Raw genomic sequence first — 1,399 nt, 5'->3', positions numbered from 1 at the left:
GTGGATGTGGTTCTTGAGTGTTCTGGCGTCTTCACTTCAAAAGAAAAGGCTATGGTGCATATCCAGCAAGGCGCAAAAAAAGTATTGATTTCCGCCCCGGGAGAAAATGATGTAGATGCCACAATTGTTTACGGCGTCAACCATCAATCATTAAAGCCTACCGATATAGTTGTCTCTAATGCTAGTTGCACAACTAATTGCCTAGCTCCAATTGTTAAGCCCCTGTTAGATAGCATTGGCATTGAATCTGGCCTCATGACTACCATCCATGCTTATACCAATGACCAAGTATTAACCGATGTATATCACAAAGATATGCGCCGAGCTCGATCTGCAACGATGAGTATGATTCCCACCAAAACGGGTGCTGCCAAAGCCGTAGGTTTGGTACTACCAGAATTGCAGGGTAAGTTCGATGGCTTCGCAATGCGAGTCCCCGTTATTAATGTCTCAGTGGTTGATTTAACTTTTGTGCCATCCCGCAAAACTAGCGTAGATGAGGTAAATGAAATTCTAAAGAAAGCCAGCGAGGGAGCTCTAAAGGGGGTGTTGGCTTACAACACTTTACCTTTGGTTTCTGTAGACTTTAACCATAATCCTTTGCCCAGTATTTTTGATAGCACTCAAACTCGTGTCTCTAAGGATGGCAAGTTGGTAAAAGTGCTTTCTTGGTATGACAATGAATGGGGTTATAGCTGTCAAATGCTTCGTGCCACACAGGCTTTGATGGCTGTTTAGTGGATTAGTGAATATCTCGGAAATTATATGAATAATCAATACATCATTGCTCCATCAATTTTATCGGCAGACTTTGCGCGACTGGGAGAAGAGGTCAGTAGCGTGTTGGCTGCTGGTGCGGACTGGATTCATTTTGATGTAATGGATAATCATTACGTACCAAACTTGACCATTGGACCTTTGGTATGCGAAGCGATACGATCTTATGCTGTCAAAGATGGCCAGCCAGCATGTATAGATGTTCATCTCATGGTTCAGCCCGTTGATCGTATCATTCCAGACTTTGCTAAAGCGGGTGCAAATTTAATTAGCTTTCATCCTGAGGCTAGCGCCCATATTGATCGTACCTTAGGTCTTATCAGGGATAGTGGTTGTCAGGCTGGTATTACCTTAAATCCCGCAACTCCTTTAAGTTGCTTGGATTACATTCTTGATAAAGTTGATTTGATTTTGTTAATGTCTGTTAATCCTGGCTTTGGGGGCCAATCATTTATTCCATCAACCCTAGATAAGTTGAGATCAGTTAGAAAGATTTTGAATGCCCATGAAGCCAATGGCGGCAAAAAAATTCGGCTTGAGGTAGATGGTGGTGTAAACGTAAGCAATATTGCACAGATTGCGCAAGCTGGAGCGGATACTTTTGTGGCAGGCTCTGCAATTT

2 protein-coding genes are annotated in these 1,399 nt (G+C 42.9%); both read left to right on the top strand.

All coding sequences use genetic code 11. The features are described from left to right. A partial coding sequence (locus B7Y67_RS18100; protein WP_293599823.1) for an erythrose-4-phosphate dehydrogenase occupies positions 1–738 on the top strand: 738 nt, incomplete at its 5' end. A gap of 27 nt (positions 739–765) precedes the next feature. Further along, a partial coding sequence (rpe, locus tag B7Y67_RS18095) for a ribulose-phosphate 3-epimerase (RefSeq protein ID WP_293599822.1) occupies positions 766–1,399 on the top strand: 634 nt, incomplete at its 3' end.

The sequence above is a fragment of the Polynucleobacter sp. 35-46-11 genome, from assembly GCF_002281105.1.
The sequence above is the reverse complement of the archived record's forward strand: the minus strand, read 5'-3'. Positions and strand labels throughout refer to the sequence as shown.